The following is a 24,702-nucleotide window of genomic DNA, read 5'->3' on the forward strand; positions in this document are numbered from 1 at the left end:
CTGGAACGGTCTGGCAAGTCCTCAGCCGCGCCCCAGCAGGTCGCGTGTGTGTATTGCTATCATCAGCTCTTCGTTGGTCGGGATGCACCAGGCGGAGATTGGGCTGTCGGGGGTCGAAATGCGGCGTTCATTGCGGGCGTTGGCTTCGGCATCCAGTTGCACGCCGAGCCATGCCGCGCGCCGGCAGACATTGGCCCGCACCGGCGGCGCGTGCTCGCCAATGCCAGCGGTAAAGACGATCGCATCAAGGCCGCCCAGCGTCATCGCCAAAGCGCCGAGAAACTTGCCAACAGCATAGCAGAACACTTCGACCGCCTCTGCTGCCTCCCGCGCCGGGCTGGCCAACAGATCGCGCATGTCGTTGGAGATGCCGGAGACGCCGAGGAGGCCAGACTCCTTATAGAGAAGGCGCTCAATCGCCACCGCGTCGTAATCGCGAGACTGCAGCAGATAGAGCAGGAGTCCGGGATCGAGCGCGCCGGTGCGGGTGCCCATCGGCAGACCGTCGACGGCGGTGAAACCCATCGTCGACTCCACACTGATGCCGTCGAGCATTGCGCACATACTGGCGCCGCTGCCGAGGTGGGCAACGACGACGCGATGCGCGTTGGGAGCGTATATGGGAAGCTGGCGGGCGATGTACTCGTAGGAGATGCCGTGAAAGCCGTAGCGGACAATGCCTTGCTCGGTCATCTGCCGCGGGATGGCGAACATTTGCGCGACCCGCGACTGGGTGCGGTGAAAGGAGGTATCGAAGCAGGCGACCTGCGGCAGATGCGGGTGGGTTTCGGTAATCGCCTGCATCGCTGCCAGATGATGCGGCTGATGCAGCGGTGCTAATGGCGTTAGCTTGGCGAGATCCTCGATCACCCCGGCATCGATGCGGGTCGCGCTGCGATACTTCATCCCCCCGTGCGCCACCCGATGGCCGCAGGCAACAATTTCGATGTCCTTCTCGTTTTCCGCCAGCCAGTCGAGCAGAAACGCGGTCGCGGCCTGATGGCTGAGGGTATTGCCGTCCGGCCACGCCATTTTGTCGAGCACCTCGCCGCTCTGGTTCTTGCCGACAAAGCTGGGGGCAGTGCCGAGGCCCTGGATCTGGCCACGGCCGAGGAGTGTCAGTTCGCCGGCATCGAGATGCCCGTAGGCAGCATACTTGATCGACGACGAACCGGCATTGATGATGAGAATNNGCCGGGATCGAGCGTTCCTTTTGCCATCAACCTTTACTCCGCTGCGCCCTTGAGCAGGCTCGGATCGAGCCTCGATGCTTCGGCAAACAGCACTGCCAGCGCCGAAGAGACGATGCGGGCATAGTCGCTGTCGGCACGACTGGTGAGGATAATCGGGCAGCGGGCGCCAAGCACCAGTCCGGCAGCGTCGGCGTAGGCCATGAATGTCAGCTGCTTTGCCACCATGTTGCCCGACTCCAGGTCGGGCACCAGGAGCACGTCCGCCTCACCAGCAACCACTGAGTCGATACCCTTGNNGTGCGCGCAGCGTCTTGCTGCTCACCGCGTTGTCAAAGGCAAGCGGGCCGTCAAGGATGCCGCCGATAATCTGATGCCGGTCTGCCATCTTGCAGAGAGCGGCGGCGTCGAGCGTGGCCTGCATCTTTGGATTCACCGTTTCGATCGCCGCAAGGATGGCGATCTTCGGCAGCGGGATACCGATGGCGCGAGCAAAACTGATGGCATTCTGGCAGATGTCGATTTTGTCTTCCAGCGTTGGCTGGATGGTGATCGCCGCATCGGTGACGATGATCCTGCGGGCGTAGGTCGGCGCGGAGATCAGAAAGCAGTGGCTCAGACGGCGCTCCGTGCGCAGGCCGCTCTCCTTTAGCATGACTTGATGCAGCAGTTCGTCGGTGTGCAGGCTGCCCTTCATGATGCCGAGCGCCCGGCCGGTTCGCACCTGGGCAACGGTCTCCTCGGCGGCAGCGTGGCTGTGCGGCACATCGATCAACGTATAAGGGGAAAGATCGGCGCCGATCTTCGCCGCAACCGCTTCGATCTTTGCCTTCGGGCCGATCAGGATCGGGCTGATCAGCTTGCGCTCCGCCGCTTCGATTGCGCCGCTCAGCGCATAGTCGCTGCACGGGTGGCAGACCGCGGTAGGCATGGGCGGCAGACCGCTGCAGCGGTCGATCAGGTCGTCGAAGCGTTCATTGCGGAGCAGCGCCACCTGCGGCAGTTCTTCGCGCGAGCGGCGGATCTTCGTCGTTGGCGCCAGGACCTCGGCGGTACCGTTGGCGATCATATTGCCGGCGGCATCGGTCGCCGTGCAGTCCAAAACGACGGTGCCGGTTTCCGGCCGCTTCTCGATGACAGTCACCGTGGCCTTGATCGCCTGATTGGTGGCGAGTGGCGAATGGAACTCCACAGTTGCGCCACGGGTGATCGACCCGAGCCCAGGGAGCTGGTTGCCTGCGATGGTGGAGAATAAGGTGGCCGCCCACATCGCCTGGCCACCGCCACGCTCGAAGGTTTCCGGAAGGTTGAGGTTCCCGGTGACCGCAGCCCAGCGCTCGATATGTTCGCGAGTAACCGTGCCGACGAAAAAGGCGCTGTCACCGACGGCGATTTCGTCGAACGTCTTGTTCTCGATAATTTCCGACATGCGGCTTCGTCCCCTTGCGCGTGCAATGCGGTTGCGGCGATGGGCAGTTCGGTCAGCAGCAGGCGAACCGATCCGACTCCACCCGCCTCGCCGCGCGAGACTTCATCACCTTGCAGCTACACCTCGATTGTGCACTGCGTCAATCCACGCCAACATTAATCCTGCGTTGCAATGTTGAGTACGCACCGCTTCGGCTGTGGCGGCTTTTGGTCAAACTACAGGCGGGCAACGATGATGAGCATGGCTAGCACCACAGCGATCAGCCCGGGCACCCAGGCCATGGGCGGCAGACTGCGACGCACTGCAGCATGGGCATCCTTGCCGGCTAGCGGGGCGCCGGGTCTCACCCCTTCCGCCCGCTGATTGATCGCAAAGGCAAATCGGGTCATGGCGTCGTCGACGTACGCGTGCGCCGCCGCGAGCAAGGCGCTGGCGCCAGACAGCGCGGGCGTGGCGTCGTCGGTGACGTCAACGGCATAGGCGAGGCCGGTGGCGTTGCCCTCGCCGGTGAGGCGGATGATGCAGTGCCCGCGGACGCTTCCCGTTGTCGTACTCTCGCACTGGCCTTCGATCTGCCATTCGTTTGGCGGATCGATGCGTGCAAGGCGAAACGTGCCAACAAAAGGCGCATCGCGCCCGTCGACCGCTACGTGGAGGGTGGCGGCGAGCCGATCATCCGGCAATCGTTCGAGGCGCTCGCAACCGGGCAAGCAGCGGCGGACGAACTCAAGTTCGTTTGCCGCTGCGCATACGGCTTCGGGCGGCGAGGCCAGCCGTCGCGTTCCCTCCAGATGCATTGGTGCGTATCCTCGCTTTCGTGCCGCATGCGTTCAGCTGCTGGTGCGGTTGCGCAGTGCCGATCGGACACCGATATGAGTACATGCGGTGGTATTCGTCATTGTGTGCTGTCCGAAGCGGCGAAAAACTGCCTCGCTCGCCATGATAGACAATGACCGCCGCGTGCCATAGCGCCAACGCTGCCCTGGCGACGGGCCGCCGGGCTCCCGCTCCATCGGGAAAACCGATTAAAGTAACCGATATTTTGCGTGTGCATCGATTAATGGCGTCTTCTATATCGTCTTCAGGACAAACACACCCCTCAACGACGATAGGAGATAAGAGCATGCTGACCGTCGGTGACAAGTTTCCGAGTTTCGCACTCAAGGCCGTTGTGTCAACCGATCCGAAGACTGCATTTGTGGACGTGACCGATGCTACAGACGCAGGGAAATGGAAGATCGTCTTCTTCTGGCCGAAGGATTTCACCTTTGTCTGCCCGACCGAGATCGCCGCTTTCGGTAAGCTCAATGATGACTTCGCCGATCGTGATACGGTCGTCTACGGTGCCAGCACCGACAGTGAGTTCGTTCACCTTGCGTGGCGGCAGCATCACCCGGACCTCAACGATCTGCCGTTCCCGATGCTGGCCGATATCAAGCGCGAGCTGAGCGAGGCGCTGGGGATTCTCGACAAGCAGGAAGGTGTCTGCCTTCGCGCCACCTTCGTCGTCGATCCGGAGGGTGTCATCCGCTTCGTCGCGGTGAATGATCTCAGTGTCGGTCGCAACACGCAGGAGGTTCTGCGCGTCCTTGATGCCCTGCAGACGGACGAGCTGTGCCCGTGCAACTGGCAAAAGGGTGAGGCAGTGCTGCAGGCGGCCTAACGGGTCAACTGTCGGGTCCGGGGAGCGGCATTTGCCGCCCCCTTCGGCTCCCCCTGGATGACCAGGAAAAGGCCACGCGCACGCGTCTAGGATAAGGATGAGATAATGTCGATCGAATCAATCAAGAATGCCTTGCCCGGCTACGCCAAAGACCTGAAACTTAATCTGTCGTCATTGGCAGGAGAAGCGGGGCTGACCGAGCAGCAGAAGGCCGGAACGTTTATTGCGTCAGCCATCGCGTCGGGCAGCGCCAGGGTGATTGCCGGATTAACGGCAGAATTTGCGCCGAAACTGTCATCGCAGGCACTTGATGCGGCGAAAGCAGCGGCAGCGATCATGGGCATGAACAATATTTACTATCGCTTCACGCACCTGGTTTCTGCCGCCGATTACAAGACTCTCCCGGCACGCCTGCGGATGAACGTTATCGGCAGCCCGGGGGTGGAGAAGGTGGATTTTGAGTTGTGGTCGCTCGCGGTCTCAGCGATTAACGGCTGCGGCGCATGTGTGGATGCGCACGAGCGCGAGCTGCGCAAACATGGCGTTGCGGTGGAAACCGTGCAGGCTGCGGTGCGTATCGCTGCGGTGGTGAAGGCGATTGCGGTAACGTTGGACGGTGAACAGGCTTTGGCGGAGACGGCAGCTCTCGTTGCTTAGCGCGAGTCGACGAGGCGAGGCGCTGTTCCGGGCGCGCTGGAAAACGGTGAGAGATGAAGATTAAAGGCAATGTGATCCTCTGGATCGCGATCGGACTGGTGGTGGTTGCCCTGTTCAGTCAGATGCAGGGCAGCAACGGGCGGCCGCCCGACAACCAGCTGGCTTACTCGGATTTTCTCGCCAGCGTCGATTCCGGCCAGGTCAAGTCGGCGACGATCCGCGGCCAGGAAGTGGTCGGTACACTGCAGGACGGCCTGAGCTTTCGCAGTTTCGCCCCCGAGGGCGCCGACGTGGTCGGGCCGCTGCTCAACAAGGGCGTGCGCATTCAGGCTTCGCCGCCGCAGCAGCCCAGCTTCCTGATGTCGCTACTTATCTCTTCGTTCCCTGTCCTGCTGTTGATCGGCGTCTGGGTCTATTTCATGCGCCGGATGCAAGGTGGGCCGGGCGGCGTCCTCGGTTTTGGCAAGAGCCGGGCGCGCCTGCTGCAGCAGGATCAGCGGCGGGTGACGTTTACCGACGTTGCCGGCATCGACGAAGCCAAGCTTGAACTTGAGGAAATCGTTGAATTCCTCAAGGATCCGCAGAAGTTCCAGCGGCTGGGCGGACGCATTCCCAAGGGCTGCCTGCTCGTCGGCCCTCCGGGTACCGGCAAAACGCTGCTCGCTCGCGCCATCGCCGGTGAGGCCAACGTTCCTTTCTTCACCATCTCTGGCTCGGACTTCGTCGAGATGTTCGTCGGCGTCGGCGCGTCGCGGGTGCGCGATATGTTTGAGCAGGCGAAGCGTAACGCGCCGTGCATCGTATTCATTGACGAGATCGATGCCGTCGGCCGGCATCGCGGTACCGGGCTCGGCGGCGGTCATGACGAGCGCGAGCAGACGCTCAACCAGCTGCTGGTGGAGATGGACGGTTTTGAATCCAACGAAGGCGTGATCCTGATCGCCGCCACCAACCGGCCGGACGTGCTTGACCCGGCATTACTGCGTCCCGGTCGCTTCGACCGCCAAGTGGTAGTCCCCAATCCAGACATCCTCGGTCGCGAGCAAATCCTCAAGGTGCACATGCGGAAGATTCCAGTCTCGCCGGACGTGGATCCGCGGGTGATTGCGCGTGGGAGCCCGGGATTCTCCGGCGCCGATCTGGCGAACTTGGTCAATGAGGCGGCTCTTCTTGCCGCGCGCGCCAATAAGCGCCTGGTGACGATGATGGATTTCGAGTCGGCCAAGGATAAGGTGCTGATGGGTACCGAGCGCCGGTCAATGGTCATGACCGAGCATGAGAAGCGGCTGACCGCCTATCACGAGGCCGGGCATGCGCTGGTGGGCCTGTTCGTGCCGGGTAACGATCCGCTGCACAAGGTGACGATCATTCCCCGTGGTCGGGCACTGGGGGTGACGATGAACCTGCCCGAGCGCGACCGTTACACCTTCAAGAAGCGGGAGATCGAGGCGCGCCTGGCGATGATGTTCGGAGGCCGAGTGGCTGAGCAGCTGATTTTCGGCGACTCGAACGTGACCACCGGAGCATCGAACGACATCCAGCAGGCAACCGACATGGGGCGGCGGATGGTGACCGAGTGGGGCATGAGCGACAGCCTCGGGCGGCTCCGCTATTCCGAAAACGAGGAAGAGATCTTTCTCGGCCGTTCGATCACCCGCACGCGCAATATCTCCGAGGATACCGCCCGGCTGATCGACGCCGAGGTTCGGCGGATCGTCGAGGAGGCAGAAGGGCGCGCGCGGGGGGTACTCAGCGAGCATTTGGAAGATCTGCATAAGGTGTCGGCGGCGTTGCTCGAATATGAGTCACTTTCCGGCGACGATGTCTACCGGGTCCTGCGGGACGAGCCGATCGAACGTTCCGACCCCAATGATCCGGGAACCGAGCGGCCGGGGACGCCACGACGGACTTCGGTCCCGACGGGCGGCCTGTCGACGAAGCGGCCGGGTGCTTCGTCCGGTGGTAACCTCTCTGGTCTGCAACCGGGGAACTGAACTGGCCGCCGTGGAGACCAAGGACCTGGCAAGGACCCTGGCTTGAAGTCAATGTGGTTAAATCGATGTGGTTCGGGCGGCGTCGTTTTGCATGAAAATGCTTAACGGTCGCCGCCGGCGCACCGTCGTCACGGTACGGGGAGGGATTGATGCCACGCTCTGATGATGGACCGGCTCGCGTTTCCGTTTGGGATGTGCCGACCCGCCTGTTTCACTGGCTCCTGGTCCTTCTCGTCACTGTCAGCCTGATCACCGGAAATGTGGGCGGCGTACAAGGCATGGATGTGCACATGCTGGCCGGCTACGTCATTCTGGCCCTGGTGGTGTTCCGTATCGGCTGNGGGTTCGTCGGTAGTCGCCACTCGCGGTTCAGCGATTTTGTCGCCGGTCCAGGGCGGGTGATCGGCTATGCCCGCGAACTGCTGACCGGCACACACCGGCCGACCCTCGGCCACAATCCGCTCGGCGGTTGGTCGGTGATGGCCCTGCTCACCAGCCTGCTGCTGCAGGCGGTCACCGGCCTGTTTGCCAACGACGACATTCTCACCGAAGGACCGTTGGCGTCGCGGGTGGGCAAGGGCNNGGCGAGTAACCTGTTGACCGCGGTGCATGAGGTCAACGCCAATGTGCTCTACATCCTGATCGGCGTGCACTTGGCCGCGATCACCTTTTACTGGCTGGTGCAGCGGGAAAACCTGGTACGGCCGATGCTGACCGGTTGCAAGGAGTCGACCGGGGTGGTCGGCGGCGAAACCAGCTTTGCCAATCCGCTGCTGGCGCTGCTCATTTTTGTCATCGCTGCGGCGGCGGTCTGGGCACTCGTGTCATGATGCAGTATCCGCCCCGCGTCACCGCACTCACCGCTGTGGCTGTAGCCGATGCCGCCGTCGCCGGGCGGCGACGGCGTGTCGATCGACCGATTACTTCTTCTTGAAGTCGTCGTGGCAGCCCTTGCAGGTCTTGACCATTGCCCCGAAGGCGGGAGCCATGGCCGCAGGCGACGCGTCCGCCTGCTTCGCCAACTCGGCAGCGGCCAACTGGAATGCCTCGACCGCCTTCTTGAAGTCAGTCGGCTTTTCCCAGATCGCCGGCAACGCCTCGGTTTCGCCCTTGTTGGAACCGGCCGGAAACAGGTGGTCGACGAGCTTGGAAAGTGCCGCGATCCCTAGAACATGCACCTTCGCGTCGTCGCTGAAGTCAACCTTGCCAGTGATCAACTGCTTCAAGGCGCTGGTATGGCCGCCGATCGCCTCCATCACGCCCTCGCGATACTCGACAATGGGTTCCTTTGCCAGCGCAGCGGAGGCCACGAACAGAGAGAAGGCGGCGACGCTAGCGGCGCCGAAGTGATGATGGAAAACGGACATAGGAAAACTCCTCGGAGAATCGGGCAGGAAGAAAAGCGTAGCGAGAGATAAACGCTGACGCAGCGTTTGTGCAATTCAAGAAAAGGTGTAGACGCTTTGGGTATCGCTTGCCATGTCGATGCCGTATGCTCACGCTAAACATGGGAGTGCGCGTGTGGAGGCGGGGCCTCCGGCTGGTGGAGGAAGAATGACCAATATGCTCTCGCTTTGTGTGCTCTGCGGGTCCCGCGATGGCGGCGATCCGGCGTTTCGCGAGGCAACGGTTCGTCTCGGCCATCTGATGGCGCGCCGGGGCGTCCGCTTGGTCTACGGCGGTGGGTCCATAGGCCTGATGGGAATCCTGGCCGACTCGGTGCTGGCCGCGGGTGGCGAGGTGATCGGCATCATTCCCGATTTTCTCATTCGCCGCGAGGTGGGGCATCGGCGGTTGACTGATCTGATCGTCACCACCAGCATGCATGACCGCAAGCGACGGATGTTCGAGATGGCCGATGCCTTCGTAATCCTGCCGGGCGGTCTCGGCACTCTCGACGAAACCTTTGAAATCGTCACCTGGAAGCAGATCAAGCTGCACGATGCGCCAATCGTCGTCCTCGACGTGAACGGCTACTGGGAGCCGTTGAAGGCGCTGATCGATGCGACCATCACCGGCGAATTTGCTCATGCGAGCGTCCGCGAACTCGTTACCTTCGTTACCACCCCAGAAGCCGTGTTCGACGAGTTACCGGTTACCCACCAGCAGACGCGTGAAGAAATCCTGACCAGCCAGCTCTAGTCAGGCAACGGCAGGGTTAGCGGCGCTATGCGCATGACTGCGGCGTCATTCCTGGGGCTAGCTCGGAGCGAACGGGGGTTGCCACTGCACTTGTTCTCCTGCTCATGACTGACATCGCCTGGGAGCTCCTCGTAATTCTGTTGCTGGTGGCGCTGAATGGCTTTCTCGCCATGTCGGAACTGGCAGTGGTTTCCTCCCGGCGGGCCCGGCTGCAGCAGTGGGCACAGAAGGGCAGGTGCGGCGCGCTCGACGTCCCACCGGCGCGGCAGCCGGCCGAGTGATTTCAGTCCATGGCGTCTTCGTGACTCTCGTCTTGCTCGTAGCCTGACAGAATCGCAACCCACTGAAATCAATCAATCTTTTTCAGCTTGGATCTAAGGAAGGCAGAAAGAGCGCGCAACAATAGCCAGCGTTAAGCGATCGCTGCGCGCGCTGTACGCGATTAGGTGGTCAAGCGAACGATCTTCGCGATGGAAGGTACGCCGTCTTGGTTGAAGACGAACAGCATGTAATACCCCGGTATCGCCCGGTTGGGATCGCTCGGCATGGTGAGCTGATAGTCCCTTCCAGATACGGTATTCGAACGTGAAAAGCTCACATCGAGAAACCGCTGTTCGGAGTTGTGGGTATGGGTTATCGAACCCAGCCGCACGAGAGTGACGCGGCTGACCGTGTCAAGCAATTGGCCGCCACGAAGGCCGACCGCCATGCCTTTGGCTTGGCCGAGTTTGGCAGCGTCCCAGTTGGTGGCGAAAGTAGGCCGCGGTGCGGGTTGCCCCGAGCCATCTTTCTTGTAGAGATAAGGCGGATAATAGATCTCCGCGTTCAGATTGTTGACGGGGCCTGGCGCACCGCCAGCACCTGTAAGCACGGTGGCGTCGGGCATCAGCAGGGCGATGGAGTGATAGAGGCGTGCCTTTTTGGCGCTGGCGCCCGTGGTCCACTGGCCGGTTGCCGGATCCCAGATGAGCGCGGAATAGGCGACGCCGGTGAGGGTATTCGCAACGGCGGAACCACCGGTCAGCAGGACTTTTCCGTCCGCCATCACCGTCAGCGTCGACCAGAAACGATCCTGGTCGATGTCGCCGACCTGTTGGACGACTGGCTTTGGTGTAGCGTTCAGGTCGATGAGCACGACCTTGTGGTCGAAGCGCAACGAAAGAACCATGCCAGGCGCATACATCACAGTTGGCAACTGGTTGTTGGCCTTCAGGGTTCTGGGGAGGGAGATTAGGTTGAAGGTGCCTTGTCCGGTCGTGCCCATGTAGAACATGGCACCGTCAATGGAGAGGAGGAAAATCTGTCCGTTGGGTGCAACAAATGTCCGCGGATAGTACCAGACTCCGGCGAATATGTTGGTCGGGTTGATTCCGGGCAGCAACTTCCAGCCGCTCCCCGGCGTGTATACTTCAGGAATTGAGACAGGCGCGTTGGGAAACTGATCCGAACGACCGCCGATCGCAACCATCGTTCCATTCGGCATCGTTACCAGCGACGGATACCAACGGGCATACGTCATCGCCGTTTCCGGCTGCAGGGTCGGCGTATTGGACAGTGTCGTTTTTTCGGCGAAAATTTCTGTCTGGTTCGTCGAGTAATTGCGCTGGGTGCCGATGGTCTGATCACCGCCGGTGATCAGGACATTGCCGTTCGAGGGGATGATGGCCTGGCCACTGCAGAAAATATCGACAGCGGTCGTATTGGGCAGCAGCAAATGGGCGTCGAGGCCGGTTCCGAGGGATGGATCCCACACGTCATAGTTAAACTGTGCACCCTGCTGACCTAATTGATTGGTCCCATAGCTCAGGACCTTGCCTGACGGCAGCAGAACTTCGTGCAGGCCGTTAATTGTCCAGGGTACGGGATCGCCGAATTTGCCGGTGACGTTGGCATTTGCCGCGCCGGTGGGGGTGGCGGCTTGCGCTTGTACCGCGATGGAGCCAAGAACTCCTGACGCGAGCGCGGCGGCGGCGAGAGCGGCAAAGCGCAGCCGGGCGACACACCACGAGTGCCTAACTGTGCTGCGAATCAAGCCAGCCATCGTTATTTCCCCCTGCTGCGTGGACCCTGTCGCCGTCGACGTGTCCGATTTGGCCTTACTGCCGGTCGGTGTCTTCGTCGCCTGACTAGGCTTGACGCCTGGCCCGTATCCCCAGTCGATAGGCGCCGTCCGTTCCCGCTCGCTTTGGCCGTGCATCGCCTCGTCATCCGCTGCCTGGGCGGCAGCGCCGACAAAGCTTGCTAAGCAAAAACATAATGCAAGCATCAGGTTGTTTGGTGTCCGCATGTGCTTTTGACTCTCCCCTTGGCATAAAATCGAAAGTAAAGAGCGTATGCTCCATACTTATTTGACCTGATAACACGAGTATTCATTTTTATTCTTCGTTTAGTCGTCCTCATATGTTTGCGCGATTGTTCTCCTTTGCTGCAATGTAAAGTTTGTTCGCTGTGTGTAAGTAAAAGCGGGGACCTCATTCATCGCTCGTCGCAACTGTACGTCCTAGGCCAGGGAGGCGGTATGGTGGTCGTAAAACCGACTCGCCGTGCGCCGGAGTGGCCGTCGCCTGTTCAAGCCGGGATTGGCGCGAGATGATGCGCACCATTTCAATGCACCGCTTTGTTCCCCAATAGGTAGCGCTGGTTCCCACAAAAAATAGAAGGTTACGCAAGGCAGTTGCCAGAGATATGCCCGTAAAAATAGTATATCCGTGCGCACGGCGGCCATTTTTTGCCACAAAGGGGCGGTCAAACGTTGAATCATGTTTACAGTGTGTCCCAGCTATGGCAAACGCGACCTATTATGCCGTAAGGCCCGTTGAAATTGCATCTTAAGAATTAGTGATATGGGATGTATGTGAGCTGCGTCTCACTCACGTCATAGTAGAATTCAGGCAGTGCCGGCAGGACAGCGCAGCGTGGATTGCGAACTGACGATGGCTCGGCCATAATCACTGCCCATGCAGAATCCTCTTCGAACTCAGCGTGGCCGCGCCGCGAGGCTGTTGGTGATGGCAAGCCTGTGCATCGCCGTCGCAGCGTGCGAAACGCCAGGCGACGTTAGCGCACCGTCGACCGAACCGGAGACGACCGGTGTAGCGGCGCCGCCGCACTTCCCCTTGCCCGTTCCCCGTCCCCCTCGCCCTGTGATCACGGCGCGGCCAGCCACGGAGTCGCAGCCAGCCGTCCCCGATTTGCGCAACAAGCCGCGACCGGCGACGCATGTGGTCAAGAGCGGCGAGGACATCTATCTGATCGCGACCATGTACGGGATCGATGCCTACACGCTGGCAACGAGCAATGGACTTGCCCCGCCTTTTACCGTGGTTCCAGGCCAACAGCTGACGCTTCCTCCGTCCGAAGCCCAGATCGCCGCTGCCGCAAGCGCTGCGGAGGGTTCCGCCACCAGCGCCAGCGAGCTGGGCGCCGGCGGTGAGCAACGAAGGCGCCTGCCGCATCATCAGCACCCGGGGGTGACGGCAGCTCGGAAACGGCTGCCGTGGTACCCCCGCCGCGCCCGCCGGTCGCCCCCANNGGCTGTCGAGGAGGAAGGCTTCATCTGGCCGGTGAGCGGCGAGGTGATTTCGGATTTCGGACCGAAGGGCAACGGTCTGTTCAATGACGGCATCAACATTGCCGCCGCGCGCGGGGCACCGATCCGGGCCGCCGAAAGCGGCGTCGTCGCTTACGCCGGCAATGAGTTGCGCGGCTTCGGCAACATGCTGCTGATCAAGCACTCAGACGGCTGGGTAACCGCCTATGCGCACGCCGAAGAGTTGCTGGTGAGCAAGGGGGAGCGGGTGAGCAAGGGGCAGGTCATCGGCCGGGTCGGCTCCACCGGCAACGTCGGCTCGCCGCAACTGCACTTCGAAATGCGCAAAGGCAAGCGGGCCGTCGATCCGGTCCGCTATCTTCGTCGCAGCGCCGCCTGATCACGGCAGCTCGACGCGGTCATCGCGGCAGAGTGATCTAGCTTACCGAATATTAAGCACGCGTCGGCGACAATCAGTGTCGGGCGCGAGCCGGTCGCCCCATGGCAGCGACGACGAGGTAGGCAATGGCGGCCATCGAAAAGGATCCCTTCCTGCGCCGCTTCTACGCGCGCATTCCCGCCAACATGGTGCAGTCGTTCAGCGATGGTCAGCTTGACGCCATCAAGCGCGCATTCGGTTCGCGAACACGGGGAGCGCATCGCGTCGATATCCGGGTGTCCATCCCCCTCGGCTCGCGCTCGTTCTACCTCGTTCTGCTCGCCGGACGTGAACGCCGGTCGCCGCGTCGGATTGCCTGGGAACGGACGCTGCGGCCCCTGTGGACCGCAGCCAATTTGATCGTCATGCTGCTCTTCGCAGCGCTGGTCTGCCTGTCANNCTCGCTGCTGTGCTTCACGTCGGTGAGCGGGCGGCCCATATCGATATCTTTCCCGGCATCGACATGCTCCCGGACCAGTAGATCGAGCGCATCCTCAAGTGATGGGTGGTGTTGGCCGGCTGCGGGTGTGATTTCGGCCGTGTCACATATTGCAGTGATTTTTGAACGCCCATCTCACCTGACGGGATTGACCGGTTGCAGGGTCACAGCCCAGGTTTAGGCGACGTTGCAAATTGGTTCAATGTTGCCGGAGCACCGCCATGTCGCTTATTGCTGAGCCTGTTGTGTCCCGCACCTCTGCCCTTGTGACCCACGCGCTTTCGCCTGCCCTGGGGATCGAGGTGCGTGGGTTGGACGTCTCCCGGCCGGTGGATGATGCGACCATTGCCACCCTGCGCCGCTTGGTGGACGACCACGGCGTCGTTGTCTTTCGTCACCAGGATATCGACGCTGATACGCAGATCGCCTTCAGCCGCCGCTTCGGGCCGCTGCAGGAAGTGGCGCAGAAGCAATATCAGATGCCAGGCAAACCGTTCATCTACGTCATCGGCAATGTCGTCGAGAACGGCNNCCGCGCGGTGAGCGATCCCAGTGTCGGCCGCTTGTGGCACTCGGACCAGTCGTTCCTGCCGAATCCGGCTTTGGGTTCACTGCTCTATGGCGTCGAGTGCCCGCCCGAGGGTGCGGATACGCTGTTCGCCAACATGTATCTCGCCTACGAGACACTGCCGGCCGACGTCCGCCAGCGGATCGAGCATCTGCATGCCGTCCACAGCTTCTCCGAATACTACGAGGAATTGCGCCTGCGTGACGCAACCCAGCCGGAGCTCACCGACAGCCGCCGCGCGCTCTATCCCGACGTCGTACACCCCCTGGTGCGTCGCAGCCCGCTGAGCGGACGGAAGGCGCTCTACATCAATCCCGGTTACGCCACCCGCATCGTCGAGATGCCGGAGGACGAAGGGCGCGACCTGATGGACCTGCTCATTACGCACAGCCGGCGCGAGGACCTGGTCTACGCGCACAAGTGGCGCGCAGGCGATCTGCTGTTCTGGAACAACCTCGCCGTCAATCACAAGGGCACCGAGTTCGATGGCAGTCGTTTCGTCCGGCGGATGCACCGCACCACGGTGGCAGGCGACCCCGCCTCCTATCAGGCATCCTTGCTCGCCCATTAGTCCCGCGCCGCTCGCGGCCGGCTGACCGCATGCTGCCCGGTCTCAGTCGGCCGTCTGGTCGGAATGCCCGAGTGGCCGGCCAGGGGCGATGCAATCACGCAGCCGCTGCTTGAGTTCTTTCATTTCGGGAAACCGTCCTTCGTCGCGCCGCGACCAGATGGTTTTCCCACCGCTTCGGACAGTGAACACGCCGCCGTGACCGGGGATCAGCGTGATCCCGCCGAGATCCTCCTCGAAAGTTACGAGCAGTTCCTGCGCCATCCATGCGGCGCGCAGCAGCCAGCGGCACTGGGTGCAGTATTCGATCTCGGCGATGGGTTTCTCCGTGTGCATGGCGCGCCAGCCTGTTCCGTTGTCTCAGCCTTTCGCCGCCGGCTCACCCGTCTCCGCCGCCAATGATGCCGCCGCTGCATCGTTCAAGACCGCCGGCCCGTCGACGATGACGCGCCGCGGGGCGAAGCGGAGGCCGTTGGCATAGAACGCTTCCTGCAGCCGCCGGTACACCTCGCGGCGGAGGATGAACTGCTCACCCGGCTTGGCCATGAACTTGACGCGGATGATGAATGCTGAATCATCCATCCGGTGCACCCCCTGCGATTTCAGCGGTTGCAGGAAGTTGGGACCGAGCTCAGGGTCGGCCAGCATGTCGCGGCCGACGCCTTTCACCAGCTTGCGCACCCGCTCCAGATCTGTATCGAAGGGCAGCCGCAGTTCGAGCTTCATGATCACCCAGTCGCGGCTGAAGTTGGTGACGTTCTTGATCTCACCAAAGGGGATGGTGTTGATCTGTCCCAGGTGGTGACGCAACCGGAGCGATCGGATGGAGATTTTTTCGACGCTACCCTTGGCCAAGCCCACATCAATGTACTCGCCGGTGCGAAAGGCGTCGTCAATCAGGAAGAAAACGCCGGAAACAATGTCACGCACCAGCGCCTGGGCGCCAAAACCGATGGCAATGCCGACGACGCCGGCACCGGCCAGCAGCGGACCGATATTCAAGCCCAGCGCCGAGACACAGATCATCACCGTCATCACCACCAGCACGACGAGGATGAATTTGCGCAACAATGGCAGCAGCGTCTCCAACCGTGACAACCCGCCACCGCCTTCGGCATCTTCCTGGGCAAGCGGATCAATCTCCTCGTGTGGCACCCTGCGGTTGATCGCTGTCTTGATCACCCNCCAGGCGGCAAAGGCAAGAACGAGCGTCAGGCCGATCGTCAATATTGCCTGCGCCGCCCGGCTGCCGACGCTGTTGTCGGCGAGCAGCGCCACGTCGATGCCCCACAGGCGGGCGACAACCAGGACGACGATGACCGCCAGGACCATGCGCAGGTTGCGCATGATGACTGGCGCGTAATCGCCATCGGCGGGGGCGGGGGCGCCAGGTTGGGCAACGAGCGGCGACACCGGCGGCAGCAGGTTGCGCACGGTCATCCGGAGCAGGCCGTCCACCAGCGGCACAGCGATGAGGACGCCGACTGTGCCCAGGAAGCGCGGTGCCTGTGACTGCAGGGTCAACAGCCGGCAAATGATTGCATAGAGCCCCATCCCGGCCAGCGCCGTGGCGAGGAAGACGTGCCATTTGGCCAGCAACTGTTCCGAAAGACCGGCATCGGCACTGCGAGCGACAGCCGTCGGCAGGCCGATCAGCGCGGCGATGGCACGGCGCTGCAGACAGACGAACAGCAGCAGCGAAAGGGTGACCAGAGTAATCAGCGTGGCGGCCAGCAATTCCAGCAGCGGTTCAGGCAGACCGGCGAGGTGCAGGCCTTCGCCGAACACGGTGGTGAACAAAATGATCGCGGCGAGCGTGACCAGCCAGCGGGCAAGGCCACGCGCTGTCCGGCTATCGATCGGCGGCAGCCGCAGATCGGCCCGACGGGGAGCGAGAACGAGCCGTGCCAGTACGGATGCGATGCGGGTGCCGACGATGACCAGCAGAATGCCCCAGAATGCGCGCTGTACCAGTTGTCCACCTGGATGCAGCACCAGGTAGCCGAGCAACGCCGTCAGGGCGAAGACGGTGATACCCAGAAGGTGAATGACGGCGCGCAGGATCAAGGTTCCCAACCGGCGAAACTCGCTCGGCGACACCGGCGCGCGGCTGGCGGGGCCGAAGGCGCCAAACAGACCGCGGAAGGACCACTCTGCCAGCCCGGCGGCTGTGAGGATGGCAAAGAGCCCGGCAAGGCGCTTGCCGATGACAAGGGGGGAGCGGTTGTCGGTGAGAAGGTCGATGATGAACAGCAGTGCGTAGGGCAGGTCAGGCAGCGCCGCGACGATCTCGCCCAGGCGATAGCGAAGGGTCTGGACGCTGTTGACCACCAGCGTCACCGTGTCGGGCGAGGGCGTTGCCGCTGTCTCGGCTGCCGCTGCTGCTGTTGCCCATGCGCCGAGAGCAACCAGGGTGAAGACAAACGCAAGCTGAATACGCCGCCGCCAGCAACTGCCGCCGCCGTACCCGCTATGCATACCTTTACTGCAAAGCGACCGGTCGCGGCGCCGCGCCACGCACTACGCCAAGACCTGCGATCATGCGGTCGCTTAGATCGCCAAGTGTGGCGCTCAGTGCCGCCACATAGGCCTCGTAGCTGCTGCTCGTTGCCTGTTGCCGCAACGTATCGTCGGTGACCAGGAGCGCCTGCGTACCCTGCTGGCCGTAAATCTGCCAATGGGCGACCAGCGTCGCCAACCCGCTCGTGTCCACATCGAAGCGGTTGATGCTGACGGCGATGCGGTAGTCGAAGGACGGACCGCTCACTTCAGGAAAGGAAACCACCCGGTCGCTTGGCGACCGCTGCGCCATGTCTTCCACCAGGACCCGTGGCAGCATGTCGGTGAGCGGCCCAGCCCACTGATCGAAGCTGGACAGGCTCATGGCGTAGGCGCTGGTGCGGATGACGATCTGCGGCCGGTCCAGGTAGTCCGGCAGATTCACCGGGCCGATGGCGACGACGTTCGCCGTCTGGCGCGGCGAGGATGCTGCAGTGGTGTCAGTACCGCCACTGGCCAGCGTGTAGAAGTTGGTCGGCGGTGAACTGCTGCACGCCGCGAGCAGTGACGTGCACAGCACAGTGGCGACGACAGGGAGGAGCAGGCGGCGAATGCGGTTCATGGCTTTTCCGGAAGCGGTTTGCCGAGGAGGAGCGCATCGGGATTGCGTTCGAGAAGGTCGGCCAGCGTCCGCAGCGAGCGAGCGGTGTTGGTCAGCTCTTTCAGCAGCCGATCGAGATTATAGCGGACCGGCGCATCGGGGCCGAGCAGGGCGTTCGCCGATTGCACCGTCGTCTGCGCGTCGTCGACGAGTAGAGTTTGCCGAGTCCGCGGNNTGCGCTTCAGGCTGTCGAGCAGTGGCCCCACGTCCTTCAGCCCGTCGACCCCCTTCTGCAGCCCCGGCGATCCCATGACTTTCCCCGCCTGTTGCACCGTGTTGCGCGCATCGGTCACCAGTTCGGTGATCGGCGCCTTGTCCAGCTTGTCAAGGAAGGCACTGACCTTGTTGGTGAGCGCTTCAACTTCCGACGGCACGGTCGGTATGACAGGCTTTCCATCGACGTAGGTGAGCGCGGCCGGCGGCGCCTTGGGAAACACCTGTAGGGCGATAACCTGTTGGCCGGTGAGGAGGTTGCCGGACTGCAGTTGTGCCCGCAGGCCATTTTTGATCCAGAGTGACATCCGTTCCTGGAGCATCGCATGGGTCATGCGCTCCACAGCCTCCGGCGGCAGCCAGCGCTGCGGCTCCAGTGCGATCGTCACTGGAATCTTCACCTTCGTTGCCGTCGGGTCGACTTCGAGGCGAACGCTGGTCACCTCGCCCATCTTCAAGCCGAAGCTCAGCACCGGTGCGCCGACCTCGAGCCCCGCGACCGAACCTTCAAAGAAGAGGACGAACGGTATCTTGACCGTGTATTTCGCCTGACTGATCGCGTCGAAGGAGTCGAACAGCGTATAGCTGGCGCCGTCAACCGCCGCGTCCGAGACGGTCTCCTCCAGCGGCGTGTCGAACGCAACGCCGCCGGTGAGCACCGATTCGAGCGATTCCGTCCGTACCGAAACGCCGCTGGCACCGAGCGAGACGTCGATGCCGCTGGCGTTCCAAAAGTTGCTGCTTTGCCGCACCAGTTGGTCGTAGGGGGCGCGGACGAACGCATACATCGTTACGTCCTTGCCGTCCTCGGCGAGGCTGTAGCCGAGGATGCCGCCGACCTCGATGCCGCGAAAGTAGATCGAACTGCCTTGCGAGACAGAGCCGAGCCTGGATGCGTGCAGAATGAAGTTCTTGCCGGGAATGTTCACTTNGGTAGAGGGGGGCGATTCCAGGCCGGTAAAATGGAACTGCTCCTCTCCGGGACCGGGCCGCATGCCGATATAGACGCCTGACAGCAGCGTCGATAGGCCGGAAACCCCCGCGGCGGAAATGCGGGCGCTCTCGACCCAGAACTGCGTGCCGCTGCGCAACTCGCTGCGGACGCTCTTCTCCATCCGCGCGGTGACAATGACCTTCGTCAGATCATCGCTCAGCGACAGCGATTCCACTGTTCCCAGTTCGACCGAGCGATATTTGATCTTCGTCTTGCCGGCCTCGATACCGGAGGCGGTGGGGAAGGTAATGGTGATCAGCGGGCCGCGGTTGCTGAAGGTGGTGTAGACGAGCCATACGCCGGCGATGGCGGCGATGATGGGGATCAGCCAGACGATGGAGATCCGCCGCCGCTGCTGGAGGCGGGCTTCCGGGACNNCGTCGCAGCACTGCCGGGCAGAGGTGACTTATCGGCGCTCATGGTTGGCTCCTGCGGCGTCCCAGAGGAGGCGGGGATCAAAAGTTAAAGCTGCGGTCATGGTCAGCATCACCACCATGGCGAACGCGACGATGCCAGCACCTGGCACGATGTTGGCGAGCGAGCCCAACTGCACCAAGGCGGCGAGCAGGGTGACGACAAAGACGTCGACCATCGACCATCGGCCAACCAGTTCGTTGAGCCTGTAGATGACGGTCCGATCGCGCAGATGCCAGCGCGAGCCGAAGCGCACGGAGAGGACAAGATAGGTCATGCTGATGAGTTTTAGCATCGGCACCAGGATGCTCGCCACAAAGACGATCAGGGCCAGCGGCCACATCCCGGCCCCGATCAACTCCTCGACGCCGGCAAGGATCGTCGATGGTTCACCGGAGCCGAGAGAAACGAAGGTCATCACCGGATACACGTTTGCCGGAATGTAAAGGAGCACCGCGGTTAACAGCAGCGCCCCGGTTCGGTTGAGGCTGTCATGCTTGCGCCGATGCAGGGACGAGCCGCAACGGGGGCAGCTGGCTTTCGCGTGCGCTGACTCCGCCGGCAGGTGGCAAAGCAACTGGCAGGTATGGCAGCCCACCCACTGCTCCGCCTCTTCGGCAGGCGGCAATGCCTTCGCCCGCGATGGCTGGAGCCGCTCCCAGACGTCGTGGGTGTCGATGGCGGAATCGGCAGCGAGCATCGTCAGAATAAGCGCCATAAATGCGTAGAGTGACGGCCCGATTTCAACCGTGGCCAGGTTGATGATCTTGGTATAGGAGACGAGAACGCCGAGAAAAAAGATCTCGGTCATCGCCCACGGATGTAGTCGCTCGTACAGGCGGTAGAGGGCGTTGGCGCCGACGATCCTGCGGCCAAAGGCTAGGGGGCCGACAACGGCGAGGCCGATGAGGATCTTCGCGAGCGGAAAGCCGATGACGAACAGCACCACGGCGATTCCCACCTCCGGCATGCCGTCGCGAGCGATGTCGATCGCTCCCGACAGCAGGTGCGATGGCTGAACCATCCCTTGCGCTTTGAGCGTGAGGAAGGGAAAGGCGTTGGCAATGATGAGGAAAATCAGCGCGGCGAGATAAAGGATAAAGGCGCGCTCCATGCCGTCCGGCTTATAGGCAAACAGCGTTCCCCGCAGCGAGAACACACGGCAGTGGCACCAGATGGCAACGGCGGCACCGCCTGCAGTTGATCGCATTCGTGGCAGCGGACGACCCACCCCACGGACTCGCGCTCGGCCAGCTTTGTTGCAGCGGCATGCAGTGAAAACACGAACGCAAAAGCCCCTATCCAGTGCGTGGGTACTGGCGCAGCACTAAACCCTGCGAATACGAACACGTGTAATTGGCACTCATGCGGCTGTCTAGACGTTTACGCAGAACAGGCAGGGCTCCGGGACGTTTAATGTCAAACGAACCAGCCGACCATTTCGCGCCAGCGGCGATAGCCGTGCGCTCGCCCACTCANAACCCGAAACGTGTGCCAAATTCCCTTCGACCACATCAGTTCGCTCAATCGCTGATTATCGGAGCGGAACGGGTCATGCTCACCGATGACAATCTTGATGTCGAGGCGGCGGATCGCATCGAGCAAGTTGCCGTCGTGCAGATTGCACAGATAATGATTGGGCATATTGAAATAGACGTTTTCGTCGTAATAGCCGTCGAACAGGTTGCGGAATCCATCGGGGTTGANTGTCAGGTCGTAGCGGCCACTGAAGGCAACAACCCGGTTGAAGCGCTGCGGGTGGCGCAACGCAACATTGACAGCATGATAAGCTCCGAAACTGCATCCAAAGACGATAGAGTATTTATTGCTGTTCATTTGCTGACTTAACGGCATAACTTCGTGCAGGATGTAATCCTCGTACTGCATATGACGTTGAATGCGACTGCGTGGATCGCACCAATTACAATAAAATGTTTCCTGGTCGATGCTGTCGACACAGACCATCTGCAGCCAGCCTTGCTCGAGATGCGGTCGTAGCGAGTCGACGATCCCCATGTTTTCGAAGTCGTAGAACCGGCCGCAGCGGGTAGGGAAGGCCAGGATACGTGCGCCGGCGTGGCCGAAGACTAGAAGCTCCATATCCCGACCAAGGCGCGAAGAATACCAGCGATGATGTTCACGTTTCATTAGAGCAACACACGAGCCAGCGAAATGTTACGAAATAATGACACATGTTGCGGCGCAGCATCGCGCCAACACATAGCTCGTAGCACAAGAATTATCCGTTGAAAAGCCTCTGATAGTATTATTGGCGTGCGCGCTGATAGGATGGTTGTGAATCAGACTTTGCGTTTCGCCTTGATGTGGCGACGGTCTGTGCTTTTTATTGTGAGTAATTGGTCTTCGCATCTGATCGGTGCTGCCGCCCGCCACGCCGCAGCGGCAGCTAAAAGGAAGTGCCATGACGGGAAATGAGACGCGCTGATGCCTTCCTGCTTTGATGCGGAAGTGGACGCGCTGAGATTGCGCTCGGATGCTGCTGCCGAACGAGAAAGCCTCGTTTTATTTTGCGGCAGCTCGTCGTTCACCCTGTGGACGGACATTGAGCGTTATTTCCCGGAGATCGCGGTACTCAACCACGGTTTTGGGGGCTCGACGCTTGAAGATTGCCTGGAATACTTTGATAGGCTGGTCGCGGCGTTCTCACCTCGGGCGATCGTTCTTTATGCCGGTGATAACGATTTGGCCAACGGGGCGACACCCGAGAGGGTGCTTCGGCATCTTGAAGATTTTATTACGCGCAAGCGGCAGACAATTGGCGCGGTGCCGCTCGCTTACGTGTCGATTAAGGTCAGCCCGGCTCGCTTCAACCTCATGCACCGGATCGGCTATACCAACTTGATCATCGAACGCCGGCTGCGGGGCGAAGCCGACCTTGCCTTCGTCGACCTNTACCCGCCGGATGACCGCTCGCGGCTTGCATGCTTTTTACGCTATTACTCCACCGATCCGCTGCACATGAACCGCGAGGGATATCGCCTGCTTGGCAGGTGCATCAGCGAGTATCTGGACACGCTTGCCGCCTCCGGTACTCAGTTCAGCCGTGCGAAAGCATGCACCGTTCCTGCCTGGGCAGAGGAGGATGGCGATCGTTGCGCTATTTCCACTTCGGATGACTGAGATGTCCACTCAGACATAAAACGCTAACCGGTCGGTTACCATCCCGGTTATAGAAAAGGGTGTCGCAGCGAGGCTCGCTTTGTGCCAGGAGATGATCAAGGCTCGCAGCCGCAGATGGGCGAGTGTCGCGCTGCAATCGATCGAACCGGACCTGCAGGGGGGGAACTCTGCCAGGACCGCCGCCGCGAACGCCGACGAAGGTGACGTATGCAAGGACGCTGGCGAAAGTGCTGCTGGGTACCGGTCCTGGGTGCGCTACTGCTCTTCAGTCCTTTGTCACTCCAGGCCGCGCCGCTGGCACTTCCGTCCGACCCTTATCGCCTGTGCGCGGATGCGATTGCCCGGCAGGATCGGACCGGACAGACGCCACGCCACCTCCTGTCGGCGATCGCGCTCGCCGAATCCGGCCGCCGTCACCCGGTGACGGGCGCCGCCGTCGCCTGGCCGTGGGCGGTGATGTCCGAGGGTCGGGGACGTTATCTGGCGACCAAGGCCGATGCCATCGCCGAGGTGCAAGGCTTGCAGGCGCGCGGCATTCGCAACATCGATGTCGGCTGCATGCAGATTAACCTGAGCTACCATCCGGACGCCTTCGCCAGCCTGGAAGAAGCCTTCGATCCGGCGGCAAACATCGCCTACGCGGCGCAATATCTGCGTCAACTCTTCGCCGAGGAGGGCAGTTGGCCCGATGCCGCCGGCCGTTATCACTCGGCGACACCGGCCTACAAAGGTCCCTATCAAGACCGGGTGATGGCACTGTGGGGCAAGCAAGGCCAGCAGCCGCTGAATGGCAACGCCGACGATCCCATGGGTGACCCGGCCATGGCGTCGCTGTCGGCGCCGCCCAGAATCGCCATGCCGCCGCTGCGCCAGCGCCAGCCAACACCGGCGATGATCAACCAGTTCGTCCGCCAGTTGCAGATGCCGACGGCAGCGGCAAGGTCGGGTAGAGCGTTGGCGGCGTCGCGCGATCAACGCGGCCAGGTNACCGCTGATCGCCGACGGCGCACCCAATACCGGACTGCGTGACGCGGCTGCGGCCGCCCGCTTTGCCGAGCGCCGGGCGCAGTATCTGCAGGCTTGGCGCGACCAGGCGCAGGAGGAGAGCGGACCGGTGACCGTGCTGCGCGGCAACGCCCAACAGGTCTACACCTACGACATGCGCTAGCATTGCTATCGCCGAAGCGTGGCTTCGGTGGTTGCTGCCCCCCGGTTTCCAAGCGAAACAGTCCCCGTTGAGACTTTAGCCGCATGTGGCTGCGTGCGGCTTGAGCCGGCTCGCCAACCGGCTATGCTGCGTCCTCGCGGCGGTTCGCCAGGAGTGCGGTGCCATCGCTTGTGGATGACGGCGCTGCCCTCGGGCGAGGGCATGTGCCCGGCCCCCAATCATAAGGGACGTCAATGGATATTTGGCAGCTTCCAGCGGTTGTCACTGGCGCAGCATCCGGTCTGGGAGCCGAGACGGCGAGCCATCTCGCCGAAGCCGGAGCTCGGTTAACGCTCATCGACGTGGATGCCGACGGGCTCGAGCGCATCGTCGCGCGCACCGGCGGGCTGATGTTTCCGTGCGATGTGTCCGATCCGGCCGCGACCGAAGCCGCCCTGGCCAAGGCGCGGGAGGCGCACGGCGCCGCGCGGATTATCGTCCACTGCGTCGGTCACGCTCATCCGCAACGCATCATCGGCGATGACGGGCCTATGTCGATGGAGGACTTTCGCCGCCTCGTCGACGTCAATTTGCTCAGTACATTCAATGTGCTACGCCTGGGCGCCTACCATATGGCGAAGCTGCAGCCGCTCCGCGACGGTGAACGCGGCGTCATTATCTTTACCGCGTCGGTCTCCGCCTACGAGGGGCAAAGCGGCGAGGCCGCCTACGCCGCCTCGAAAGGCGGTGTCGTCAGCATGATCCTGCCCGCAGCGCGTGAACTTGGCGCCTTTGGCATCCGGGTTGTCGGTGTCGCGCCCGGCTTGTTCAGCACGCCGACCCTGTTCCAGATGGAGCGCGATCTCAACGCCCGCCTGGCGTCGACGATTCCCTTTCCGCCTCGCTTTGGCGATCCAGCGGAATTTGCCATGCTGGTGCAGCACGTGATCCAGAATGTGATGATCAACGGCACCGTATTGCGGCTTGACGGTGGATATCACCGCTAGGACGGGGG

General features: G+C 61.9%; 23 protein-coding genes. 11 read left to right on the forward strand and 12 right to left on the reverse strand.

The features are described from left to right. Positions 1-21: 21 nt before the first annotated feature. From HQ394_RS12115 to HQ394_RS12125, 4 genes are all read right to left on the reverse strand, one after another. Entirely contained in the window at positions 22-1,269 is a 1,248-nt protein-coding gene (locus HQ394_RS12115) for an acetate/propionate family kinase (RefSeq protein ID WP_407644744.1), read from the reverse strand. Then, positions 1,227-1,472 (reverse strand): phosphate acyltransferase, encoded by a 246-nt coding sequence (locus HQ394_RS20805; RefSeq protein WP_317628943.1) that lies wholly within the window; start codon positions 1,470-1,472, stop codon positions 1,227-1,229. Before HQ394_RS20805 ends, HQ394_RS12115 begins: the two co-directional genes overlap by 43 nt. Beyond that, a complete protein-coding gene (locus HQ394_RS12120) occupies positions 1,459-2,619 on the reverse strand; it encodes a bifunctional enoyl-CoA hydratase/phosphate acetyltransferase (protein ID WP_317628944.1) in 1,161 nt (386 codons plus the stop codon). The genes HQ394_RS20805 and HQ394_RS12120 overlap by 14 nt, the downstream gene beginning before the upstream one ends. Before the next feature lie 215 nt (positions 2,620-2,834). Then, entirely contained in the window at positions 2,835-3,416 is a 582-nt protein-coding gene (locus HQ394_RS12125; protein ID WP_190260471.1) for a CoxG family protein, read from the reverse strand. A gap of 326 nt (positions 3,417-3,742) precedes the next feature. On the opposite strand from HQ394_RS12125, the gene HQ394_RS12130 reads away from it, so the two are divergent. The 4 genes from HQ394_RS12130 to HQ394_RS12145 all read left to right on the forward strand — a co-directional run bounded on the left by HQ394_RS12130 (position 3,743) and on the right by HQ394_RS12145 (position 7,763). Further along, positions 3,743-4,282: a peroxiredoxin gene (locus tag HQ394_RS12130; protein ID WP_190260472.1), complete on the forward strand. Its 540-nt coding sequence runs from the start codon at positions 3,743-3,745 to the stop codon at positions 4,280-4,282. A 105-nt stretch (positions 4,283-4,387) separates the two neighbouring features. After that, on the forward strand, positions 4,388-4,939 hold the full coding sequence (locus tag HQ394_RS12135; protein WP_190260473.1) for a carboxymuconolactone decarboxylase family protein: 552 nt from the start codon (positions 4,388-4,390) through the stop codon (positions 4,937-4,939). Between the two features lie 53 nt (positions 4,940-4,992). Next, the gene (ftsH, locus tag HQ394_RS12140) at positions 4,993-6,933 is read left to right on the forward strand and encodes an ATP-dependent zinc metalloprotease FtsH (protein WP_190260474.1); all 1,941 of its coding nucleotides are present in this window, start codon (positions 4,993-4,995) and stop codon (positions 6,931-6,933) included. Between the two features lie 149 nt (positions 6,934-7,082). Next, complete coding sequence (locus tag HQ394_RS12145; RefSeq protein WP_190260475.1) at positions 7,083-7,763, forward strand: cytochrome b/b6 domain-containing protein; 681 nt, start codon at positions 7,083-7,085, stop codon at positions 7,761-7,763. 90 nt (positions 7,764-7,853) lie between these two features. On the opposite strand, the gene HQ394_RS12150 is transcribed toward HQ394_RS12145, so the two are convergent. Continuing rightward, positions 7,854-8,300, reverse strand: a complete 447-nt coding sequence (locus HQ394_RS12150) for a c-type cytochrome (protein ID WP_190260476.1) — start codon at positions 8,298-8,300, stop codon at positions 7,854-7,856. Positions 8,301-8,487: 187 nt separating this feature from the next. Here HQ394_RS12150 and HQ394_RS12155 point away from each other — a divergent pair, with 187 nt between their 5' ends. After that, complete coding sequence (locus tag HQ394_RS12155; RefSeq protein WP_190260477.1) at positions 8,488-9,075, forward strand: LOG family protein; 588 nt, start codon at positions 8,488-8,490, stop codon at positions 9,073-9,075. Positions 9,076-9,179: 104 nt separating this feature from the next. Continuing rightward, positions 9,180-9,356 (forward strand): CNNM domain-containing protein, encoded by a 177-nt coding sequence (locus HQ394_RS19965; protein WP_317628945.1) that lies wholly within the window; start codon positions 9,180-9,182, stop codon positions 9,354-9,356. Positions 9,357-9,517: 161 nt separating this feature from the next. Here the strand turns inward: HQ394_RS19965 and HQ394_RS12165 are convergent, their stop codons facing one another. Beyond that, the gene (locus HQ394_RS12165; protein ID WP_190260478.1) at positions 9,518-11,362 is read right to left on the reverse strand and encodes a galactose oxidase early set domain-containing protein; all 1,845 of its coding nucleotides are present in this window, start codon (positions 11,360-11,362) and stop codon (positions 9,518-9,520) included. 973 nt (positions 11,363-12,335) lie between these two features. Between HQ394_RS12165 and HQ394_RS12170 the strand changes: the two genes are divergently transcribed. Both HQ394_RS12170 and HQ394_RS12180 read left to right on the forward strand, forming a co-directional pair. Further along, positions 12,336-13,004, forward strand: a complete 669-nt coding sequence (locus HQ394_RS12170; protein WP_456151600.1) for a murein hydrolase activator EnvC family protein — start codon at positions 12,336-12,338, stop codon at positions 13,002-13,004. Between the two features lie 699 nt (positions 13,005-13,703). Beyond that, positions 13,704-14,621: a TauD/TfdA dioxygenase family protein gene (locus HQ394_RS12180; RefSeq protein ID WP_190260481.1), complete on the forward strand. Its 918-nt coding sequence runs from the start codon at positions 13,704-13,706 to the stop codon at positions 14,619-14,621. A gap of 42 nt (positions 14,622-14,663) precedes the next feature. On the opposite strand, the gene HQ394_RS12185 is transcribed toward HQ394_RS12180, so the two are convergent. From HQ394_RS12185 to HQ394_RS12215, 6 genes are all read right to left on the reverse strand, one after another. Further along, entirely contained in the window at positions 14,664-14,954 is a 291-nt protein-coding gene (locus HQ394_RS12185) for a SelT/SelW/SelH family protein (RefSeq protein ID WP_190260482.1), read from the reverse strand. A 24-nt stretch (positions 14,955-14,978) separates the two neighbouring features. Beyond that, a complete protein-coding gene (locus HQ394_RS12190; RefSeq protein ID WP_190260483.1) occupies positions 14,979-17,096 on the reverse strand; it encodes a mechanosensitive ion channel family protein in 2,118 nt (705 codons plus the stop codon). A 4-nt stretch (positions 17,097-17,100) separates the two neighbouring features. Further along, positions 17,101-17,739, reverse strand: coding sequence for a PqiC family protein (locus tag HQ394_RS12195; protein ID WP_190260484.1), 639 nt, complete (start codon positions 17,737-17,739; stop codon positions 17,101-17,103). Next, positions 17,736-19,328 (reverse strand): PqiB family protein, encoded by a 1,593-nt coding sequence (locus tag HQ394_RS12200; protein WP_317629040.1) that lies wholly within the window; start codon positions 19,326-19,328, stop codon positions 17,736-17,738. The genes HQ394_RS12195 and HQ394_RS12200 overlap by 4 nt, the downstream gene beginning before the upstream one ends. Before the next feature lie 63 nt (positions 19,329-19,391). Next, the gene (locus tag HQ394_RS12210) at positions 19,392-20,609 is read right to left on the reverse strand and encodes a paraquat-inducible protein A (RefSeq protein WP_190260487.1); all 1,218 of its coding nucleotides are present in this window, start codon (positions 20,607-20,609) and stop codon (positions 19,392-19,394) included. A gap of 209 nt (positions 20,610-20,818) precedes the next feature. Continuing rightward, positions 20,819-21,547 (reverse strand): esterase family protein, encoded by a 729-nt coding sequence (locus HQ394_RS12215; protein ID WP_190260488.1) that lies wholly within the window; start codon positions 21,545-21,547, stop codon positions 20,819-20,821. A 297-nt stretch (positions 21,548-21,844) separates the two neighbouring features. Here HQ394_RS12215 and HQ394_RS12220 point away from each other — a divergent pair, with 297 nt between their 5' ends. From HQ394_RS12220 to HQ394_RS12230, 3 genes are all read left to right on the forward strand, one after another. Further along, positions 21,845-22,540, forward strand: a complete 696-nt coding sequence (locus HQ394_RS12220) for a GDSL-type esterase/lipase family protein (RefSeq protein WP_190260489.1) — start codon at positions 21,845-21,847, stop codon at positions 22,538-22,540. A 207-nt stretch (positions 22,541-22,747) separates the two neighbouring features. Beyond that, positions 22,748-23,569, forward strand: a complete 822-nt coding sequence (locus HQ394_RS12225; protein ID WP_190260490.1) for a lytic transglycosylase domain-containing protein — start codon at positions 22,748-22,750, stop codon at positions 23,567-23,569. 372 nt (positions 23,570-23,941) lie between these two features. Beyond that, on the forward strand, positions 23,942-24,694 hold the full coding sequence (locus tag HQ394_RS12230; RefSeq protein WP_190260491.1) for an SDR family oxidoreductase: 753 nt from the start codon (positions 23,942-23,944) through the stop codon (positions 24,692-24,694). Positions 24,695-24,702: the final 8 nt, after the last annotated feature.

The organism is Defluviicoccus vanus, assembly GCF_014672695.1.
In the GTDB taxonomy this organism is placed as follows: domain Bacteria; phylum Pseudomonadota; class Alphaproteobacteria; order Rhodospirillales; family Defluviicoccaceae; genus Defluviicoccus; species Defluviicoccus vanus.

What these genes read in the sequence shown, in the direction of transcription:
- HQ394_RS12125 (WP_190260471.1), bottom strand. Translation starts at nt 3,416, where the DNA reads ATGCATCTGGAGGGAACGCGACGGCTGGCCTCGCCGCCCGAAGCCGTA.
- HQ394_RS12130 (WP_190260472.1), top strand. Translation starts at nt 3,743, where the DNA reads ATGCTGACCGTCGGTGACAAGTTTCCGAGTTTCGCACTCAAGGCCGTT.
- HQ394_RS12135 (WP_190260473.1), top strand. Translation starts at nt 4,388, where the DNA reads ATGTCGATCGAATCAATCAAGAATGCCTTGCCCGGCTACGCCAAAGAC.
- ftsH (WP_190260474.1), top strand. Translation starts at nt 4,993, where the DNA reads ATGAAGATTAAAGGCAATGTGATCCTCTGGATCGCGATCGGACTGGTG.
- HQ394_RS12150 (WP_190260476.1), bottom strand. Translation starts at nt 8,300, where the DNA reads ATGTCCGTTTTCCATCATCACTTCGGCGCCGCTAGCGTCGCCGCCTTC.
- HQ394_RS12155 (WP_190260477.1), top strand. Translation starts at nt 8,488, where the DNA reads ATGACCAATATGCTCTCGCTTTGTGTGCTCTGCGGGTCCCGCGATGGC.
- HQ394_RS19965 (WP_317628945.1), top strand. Translation starts at nt 9,180, where the DNA reads ATGACTGACATCGCCTGGGAGCTCCTCGTAATTCTGTTGCTGGTGGCG.
- HQ394_RS12165 (WP_190260478.1), bottom strand. Translation starts at nt 11,362, where the DNA reads ATGCGGACACCAAACAACCTGATGCTTGCATTATGTTTTTGCTTAGCA.
- HQ394_RS12185 (WP_190260482.1), bottom strand. Translation starts at nt 14,954, where the DNA reads ATGCACACGGAGAAACCCATCGCCGAGATCGAATACTGCACCCAGTGC.
- HQ394_RS12195 (WP_190260484.1), bottom strand. Translation starts at nt 17,739, where the DNA reads ATGAACCGCATTCGCCGCCTGCTCCTCCCTGTCGTCGCCACTGTGCTG.
- HQ394_RS12210 (WP_190260487.1), bottom strand. Translation starts at nt 20,609, where the DNA reads ATGCGATCAACTGCAGGCGGTGCCGCCGTTGCCATCTGGTGCCACTGC.
- HQ394_RS12230 (WP_190260491.1), top strand. Translation starts at nt 23,942, where the DNA reads ATGGATATTTGGCAGCTTCCAGCGGTTGTCACTGGCGCAGCATCCGGT.